The following is a 6,216-nucleotide window of genomic DNA, read 5'->3' as shown; positions in this document are numbered from 1 at the left end:
GGAGTCAAAGGTGGAGTGATTAGGAGTCAAAGGTGGAATGATCAGTAGTAGGCATGATTTTTGCCAAAAAAAACATAGAGTTAAGCCTTTTTTTCGTTGAGGTAAGCGGCAATTAGTGATGGAACTTAACAAGTTGATTTCCACTTTTAAGTCATTTGCTGGGGTGGAGTGATCGGGAGTTAAAGGTGGAAGCGGGCTTTTAGTTTTCCATCTTTTTGGTTATCATGTAAATATATGGCTGGGTATGATTTAAGGATCAATTAAAGTGAAAGAACTGAGAATCACTAAAAGTAACAAATTAATAGAGTCTAGCCTGTTAGAGGCTGCTGTAAAGTTCACTTTGAGAGACCATAAAGTAATACTTGCTGTCATTAGCCAAATATCCCCTAAGGATGCACAGCTTAAGCCTTACACACTGTCTATTTCTGAGTTAGAGCAATTAACAAATATCCGTAGCCGGCATTTGTACCAGGATATTTCTGAAATTAGCGATCGGCTGACAGCCATAAAAATTAAAATAAAAGAACCTGACGAACCTAAAGGGTTTTTGGAGGCTGTTTGGTTTTCCGCAATAAGATATAGACCGTCAAAAGGTAGAGTAGAGTTTTTTATTAGCGAGCCGCTTAAGCCGTACTTGATACAAGTAAAAAGCGCTTTTACAACTTATTATCTTAGGCAGGTGACTAACCTACAATCGATACATTCAATAAGGCTGTATCCATTACTTAGACAGTACTTAACAATAAAAGATGTTGAAAATGGTAAAACCGTTGGCTTTCGTATTATTTCCATAGAGGAATTAAAAGAAGTTCTTGGTATTAGTGAAGAACAGTATAAAAAGTTCGCTGATTTTAAGCGTTATGTTCTGCAAAAATGCCAGAATGAGCTAGAAGAGAAGACAGATTTAATATTTGATTTTGAGCCTATAAAGCAAGGTAGAAAAATAGCTAAGCTCAAATTAATAATACAGGCGAATATTAAACCTGTAGAGGTGGTTGAAGATGGTTCGGTGATTGATGGCGAGGTACTGCCTGATGGATATGATGAGGGAGTTGCTGCGATGATTGCTGGTGCAATTCCTGAGTTACCAGAAAAAGTTGTTACATTGCTGGCATCAAAGCTAGACGGTATAGCTGCTAGCCAAGCGTATTTAAGTTACACGAAAGCAAAAAAAGCCGGAAAAGTTAAAGATCCAGCCGCTTACTTTTTGGGCATACTCAAGCACCAGGAGCAGCAGGCTAAGAACAGCCATAATCCAGATATGGATGACATGAGTTGGGCTAACAGAGCCGATTTTGATGAGTTTTAAAATAGCAGGGAATGAAATGACTTCAGAAGAATTTGCAGCAGCTCGGTTAATGCTTGATTTGAGCAGAAATGAGCTAGCTTTGTTGCTTGGGCTATCGAGTAAGCAGGTGCACAACATCGAGCGCGGCACACAAGAAGCACAAAAACAGACAGTACTTGCCGTAGAATGCTTGTTGAGGCGTGCAAAGCTCTGGAACCAATTCAGCGATAAAACAGCCAGGATAAAAGCGTGTCCTGAAGAGTTTGGCTTTGGTGCAGCATGGAATGATGACGAGTATTGATAGTACCCTGCCCGAGTTTTTTTCCGATCAAAAAACAGTCTGATTCGTTGAGCCGCATTTCATAGCTGGCTGTGAAATCTATCTACAGGAATATCCACAATTTTTGTGTGTAACTCCGCCCTACCCTTTCGTTTCACGTAATCGTTTTAATTCCTTTTTGAGGCTAGTTATTACGTCACTTACTTAAGTTATGTCGCTTAACTAAGTTGCATAAATTTTGCTAAGCCCTTTATTTGTATGGTCTGTGCAAGTTACGTAACTTAACAACCTTACGTAAGTTAAGTATGTTATTCCGTCTAATTTATTGCGTGGTGCGCAATAGGCACGTATAATTTAATTGTGAGTTGTGCGTGGTGCGCATTATGCAATATACTTAGGGATAACATGATTAAGTCATTCAAACACAAAGGTCTTGAAAAGTTTTTCAAGCGAGGAACAACCCAAGGTATACAAGCAACCCATAAAGCCAAACTGAGGACACGATTAGCCGTTCTGGATAGTGCAACATGTGTGGGTGATATCAATATGCCAGGTTACGGGCTACACCCACTAAAAGGCGATAGAAATGATATTTGGTCTATCTCTGTAAGTGGTAACTGGCGGCTTACTTTCAAGTTTGAAGATGGCGACGTTTATATACTGAATTACGAGGATTACCACTAATGATGCATAACCCTCCACACCCTGGTGAAATCATTAAAGAGAGTTATTTGGATGAACTCAATATCAGCATTAACAGCCTAGCAAAACAGCTTGGTGTTAATCCATCCACTCTTAGCCGTCTAATAGACGGCAAAAGCAGCATAAGCCCTGAGATGGCTATTAGGCTTTCAAAAGTCTTAAACGGTAGCGCTGAGTTTTGGTTGAACCTGCAGCAGAGTTATAGTCTATGGCAAGCGTCACAAGCGAATGACTTTGCAGGATTGAGAAAGCTTGAGCAGTTATCAGAGCAGAGAGTTTAGAAAAACGCTGTAAGCCCTGCCCTCACTGGGCTAGGGCTTATAGTCACAACTTTAGCAAGTTAAATCACTTTCTTAAGTTGCGCAACTTACGTAAGTTAGTAAATTTGTGTAAGTTAAGTATTTTTCACTTCTTCTAGAAGCTTAATTACTTCATCTTCAGACATGCGTTTAAGGGCTTCAACTCCGGCTTTAACAACATCTGACCTAGACGACCTAAAAGTACGAGGTAGGCAACTTAAGCTGTCTATTGCTTGGCTTGCTTCCTGAGTTAAAGAGAATGTATGCCGTTCAAACTTTTTTTCTCTAACCTTTGGTTGCTTTGCTGGTTGTTTTGACTGGCTTGGCGCACTAGATATAAAGCTTTGTGCTTTTTCTTCAATTTCTGCGTTTGTTGGTTTACGTAAACCTGATAGTTTTCCCATCATTTGAAGCCCCTATATTTTTAAAAATTCTTCTGCTATTGAGATTATTTCGTGTGCGGCTTTTTTATCTGCTTTTGTTTCTAAAACAGATATACCGTTTTCGTCTGCGTCGTCGTAGATGTTGCGTGTTGTGGTAATTGAGTTAAGTGGCTCTATACCAAATGACGTACACACTTCTTTTGCTTCTAAAATTCGAGGGGCTTGGCTTGGTAAGGATGGGCACTGAGTAATCACGGCATTAGCAATTAGATCAAAGTTGACTGTTTTAGCTAGTTTGATCATCTCTTCCATGTTTATCAGCGTGCGGAGATCTCGGCGTTTTGGCCTGAACGGTATTAACATATGTGTTGCTACCGTCATAGCAGACCGTAAAGCCTCTGAATCTTGTCCGCCAGCATCAACAATAATATCCTCATGCTTTTTAGATAAAGCCTTCAGGGTCTCTCTAATGTTCCCGGTCGCTATCTCTGCAGGTATGTTTTCAACCTCTTCATTAGCTTCACGCTCTTTGATCCAGAATATTGTCGTTCCCTGTGGATCTGCATCCACAATTTTTATATCCCTACCCTTTTGCTTAAGATACACCGCAAGATTTTGTGCTAAACAGCTTTTGCCGCTTCCGCCTTTTTCGCCCCCAACCAAGATAATCATAGCAACCCCCTGATTATGAAAATTACGTAAGTTTAGTAATCTTCATAACTTACGAAACTTATAAAACATACGAAAGTTGAGTAACTTATGAATGATTCATAAGTTAAATAATTTATGTAGCTTGTGCCACTTATGCAGGTTATTAACCTTAATAAAGTTAGACAATTTATGTAATTTAAGCAACTTAATAAGACAGTATATGTACTAAATGTGATTTCCATATACCCATTGATTTTACTGGGATGGTGGCGGTCTAGTGGCACTTTGGGTTGCAGTTGAGATGCACTTTTAAAAGGGTGCAACTATGAAACAGGGGAGGGGTGGCACCGCATTTCACTGTATGATTTTTGTGCTTTTGTGATCGCAAGTTCATCAGCTCAAGCTAGAATTAGCTACAGTGCGTTAAGGATGACTTGGAGTGGTTCGAATGATTCTAATGCATAAGATCAACGCCGAAACGAACGAAAACAAGTACTACAGTTTGCACATACAGCCCGACTTGTTCGGTCATTGGTCATTGATGCGGTACTTTGGGCGCATTGGAAAAAACGGACAGCTCAAAGTGGACAGCTTCGAATCTGAGGAAGAAGCAAAAGCGCTATACGACAAATTAGAAGCCAGCAAAAAGGCGCGGGGTTACTTCGAAGTTTAAAAACTGCAACTGGCTTATATGCCTCGTGATTACTGGGCCAGTTGCACTTTGAGTTGCAGTTGAGATGCGCTTTTAAAGGTACAGAGTGACACTCCAGATGAGCCTGCACTGAAACAAAAAAGTGCCACCCACTGATACCCCTTGCCAACAGTTGGGTTGCGACGCTGTGAGTCAGCAAGAGGAGGGTGGCCATGGATGTCATCATCCAAAAGATATGGAACAACATAGAATGTTGTCAGCATCGATTCTAGCAATAAAAAACGAAACGTTAAAAACACCGAAACCGAATACTTCTATCGTGTAGCTTGGTTTTGCGTATATTGGCTAATATTGTGAGTATATGGCCAATCTGGCTGTAGCCCTTGCTATGAGTGCGTTAGCGCCGGTTTTCGAGAAAAAATAAGGCAAAAGGGCCAAAATATACCCCAATATCCCCCAAAACCTTCAAAAGTCAGTTGCTGTGTTTTTCAAAACACTGCACTTTTTTTCATTTTCTTGCGTTTTTTTTCACAACGTGCAATCACCCATTTCTACCAAAAGCCCAATATTCATGAAGGGTAGGGCAGAGGTTGCGTTCAGATTAGGATTTCACAAAACGTTCAGGACGCGCAAAGCGCAGGGTGGCGAGGAGGAGTGCGTTTCCAAGCAGACTGCTACTCAATGTATAGGGCTGACTCAGCACAACGTAATGACGACAAGCACTACACAAATCATGTGAAAAGACGTTGAAGAACGCTTACAAGCACATCATTGCCCCGCTTCAGTTAGCCTTATTTCCATCCGTCCTTAAACCGCTTTACTGCGTCTCTACGTCTTTTGGGGTGTAGAAACACGGTTTTTCTGGCCAGTATCGACTGCGTTTTCTCTCCAGATTCTGTGGGCTGGATACACTTCAGGTGCAGTGGAATGCACTGGAAGATCAAGCAATGGTACTATCGACTCATACCGTAATCGCTTGATCGAGACCTGCTTCGACGTGGACGGCTCCCGTTGTGGTTTTGCTCGTGTTCAGCTTTGCGGGATTTTGTTTTCGCTTGTTTACGCTCTTTTTCAAGTACCTTTGCAAATGTCGTGTTGTTTTCGATGTGTGTATTGACGGCATCTTTCAGAGCGTAACCGCGCCGCATCTTCGCTTGGGACTCACTTAAATCGTGCCAACCACCACGTAAGCGTTGTCCAGCGATCTGATTGTATTCAGATTTCAGTTGCTGCAACCGTTGCTGAGAAGGGCTGAGAGAACCTTCACGGACGTACCTGTCTTGTATTTCCTGGATCGCTTGCTGGTTGCGTGGACTCTTTGCTTCACTTTTTAGTCTGAGTAGATAGTTTTGTTGTCCGATTTTCAAATCTTCGTACAGCTTAAATTTGGTCTTCATCGAGCCGTTTTTAATCTTTTCCGCACGCTCAGGATTCGCTTTTTCAAACGCTTTCCATTCGTTTAATTTCTCATTGTATTTAGGAATAAATACATTTTTTTCATACCACTTGAAATCATCCAAATGCCGCGCAGCTTCTAGCGCTGAAAGCGCTTCAGTATTGGGCTTGCGTGGTAGTGTGAATACCGGCTCGCGGGTGGTTTTTTCAAGCTCATCGATTTCGTTGGCTAATGATTTCAGCTGTGTCTTTAGATCATTGTTGTAGCGCTCAGCCTCTTTGTTTTCCAGTGTGGCGACTTTGTCTGTATGCTCAGCCAGCCGCCTGTAATGGGCGGTAATGCCATCTATTTTTTTCTGATGACGCAAGCGGTCAAAATGTGCTTGAGTCTGTCTATGCAGGTCTTTTGCTATTAAATCATCGATCCTTTTGACTTCTGATAGCTCGTTATTAAGCGCATGAAAACGCTTCAGACCGTTTGTCTTAAACTCGTCTTTTTGTTTTCTGTAGAACTCACGCTGTTTAATTAAGTCGCGGCTTTGGCCAACATCATAACCTTTTTCGGC

General features: G+C 41.4%; 9 protein-coding genes. 5 read left to right on the top strand and 4 right to left on the bottom strand.

Translation table 11 applies throughout. The features are described from left to right. Positions 1-265: 265 nt before the first annotated feature. From F607_RS0123875 to F607_RS0123860, 4 genes are all read left to right on the top strand, one after another. Positions 266-1,309, top strand: coding sequence for a replication initiation protein (locus F607_RS0123875; RefSeq protein WP_027710074.1), 1,044 nt, complete (start codon positions 266-268; stop codon positions 1,307-1,309). Continuing rightward, entirely contained in the window at positions 1,299-1,589 is a 291-nt protein-coding gene (locus F607_RS0123870; RefSeq protein ID WP_027710073.1) for a helix-turn-helix domain-containing protein, read from the top strand. Before F607_RS0123875 ends, F607_RS0123870 begins: the two co-directional genes overlap by 11 nt. Positions 1,590-1,973: 384 nt before the next feature. Continuing rightward, a complete protein-coding gene (locus tag F607_RS0123865) occupies positions 1,974-2,252 on the top strand; it encodes a type II toxin-antitoxin system RelE/ParE family toxin (RefSeq protein WP_027710072.1) in 279 nt (92 codons plus the stop codon). Further along, positions 2,252-2,551: a HigA family addiction module antitoxin gene (locus F607_RS0123860; protein WP_338112645.1), complete on the top strand. Its 300-nt coding sequence runs from the start codon at positions 2,252-2,254 to the stop codon at positions 2,549-2,551. The genes F607_RS0123865 and F607_RS0123860 overlap by 1 nt, the downstream gene beginning before the upstream one ends. A gap of 113 nt (positions 2,552-2,664) precedes the next feature. Here F607_RS0123860 and F607_RS0123855 read toward each other — a convergent pair whose 3' ends face one another. Further along, positions 2,665-2,976 (bottom strand): hypothetical protein, encoded by a 312-nt coding sequence (locus F607_RS0123855; RefSeq protein ID WP_051311787.1) that lies wholly within the window; start codon positions 2,974-2,976, stop codon positions 2,665-2,667. A gap of 9 nt (positions 2,977-2,985) precedes the next feature. Further along, positions 2,986-3,624 (bottom strand): AAA family ATPase, encoded by a 639-nt coding sequence (locus F607_RS0123850; RefSeq protein ID WP_027710069.1) that lies wholly within the window; start codon positions 3,622-3,624, stop codon positions 2,986-2,988. Between the two features lie 427 nt (positions 3,625-4,051). Between F607_RS0123850 and F607_RS0123845 the strand changes: the two genes are divergently transcribed. Then, a complete protein-coding gene (locus tag F607_RS0123845) occupies positions 4,052-4,276 on the top strand; it encodes a WGR domain-containing protein (protein ID WP_038292157.1) in 225 nt (74 codons plus the stop codon). Positions 4,277-4,305: 29 nt separating this feature from the next. On the opposite strand, the gene F607_RS0123840 is transcribed toward F607_RS0123845, so the two are convergent. Next, positions 4,306-4,554 (bottom strand): hypothetical protein, encoded by a 249-nt coding sequence (locus tag F607_RS0123840; protein WP_038292156.1) that lies wholly within the window; start codon positions 4,552-4,554, stop codon positions 4,306-4,308. Positions 4,555-5,208: 654 nt separating this feature from the next. Continuing rightward, positions 5,209-6,216, bottom strand: a 1,008-nt coding sequence (locus F607_RS34945) for a coiled-coil domain-containing protein (RefSeq protein ID WP_038292155.1), incomplete at its 5' end; no start/stop codon positions are given.

Origin of the sequence: Zooshikella ganghwensis DSM 15267, from assembly GCF_000428585.1 — a bacterium.
Classification (GTDB): Bacteria; Pseudomonadota; Gammaproteobacteria; order Pseudomonadales; family Zooshikellaceae; genus Zooshikella; species Zooshikella ganghwensis.
Note: the sequence above shows the minus strand (reverse complement) of the source record. Positions and strands in the feature narration are given on the sequence as shown.

Bases quoted from the DNA above. Each gene is read 5' to 3' on its own strand.
- F607_RS0123870 (WP_027710073.1), top strand. From the start codon at position 1,299: ATGAGTTTTAAAATAGCAGGGAATGAAATGACTTCAGAAGAATTTGCA.
- F607_RS0123865 (WP_027710072.1), top strand. From the start codon at position 1,974: ATGATTAAGTCATTCAAACACAAAGGTCTTGAAAAGTTTTTCAAGCGA.
- F607_RS0123860 (WP_338112645.1), top strand. From the start codon at position 2,252: ATGATGCATAACCCTCCACACCCTGGTGAAATCATTAAAGAGAGTTAT.
- F607_RS0123855 (WP_051311787.1), bottom strand. From the start codon at position 2,976: ATGATGGGAAAACTATCAGGTTTACGTAAACCAACAAACGCAGAAATT.
- F607_RS0123850 (WP_027710069.1), bottom strand. From the start codon at position 3,624: ATGATTATCTTGGTTGGGGGCGAAAAAGGCGGAAGCGGCAAAAGCTGT.
- F607_RS0123845 (WP_038292157.1), top strand. From the start codon at position 4,052: ATGATTCTAATGCATAAGATCAACGCCGAAACGAACGAAAACAAGTAC.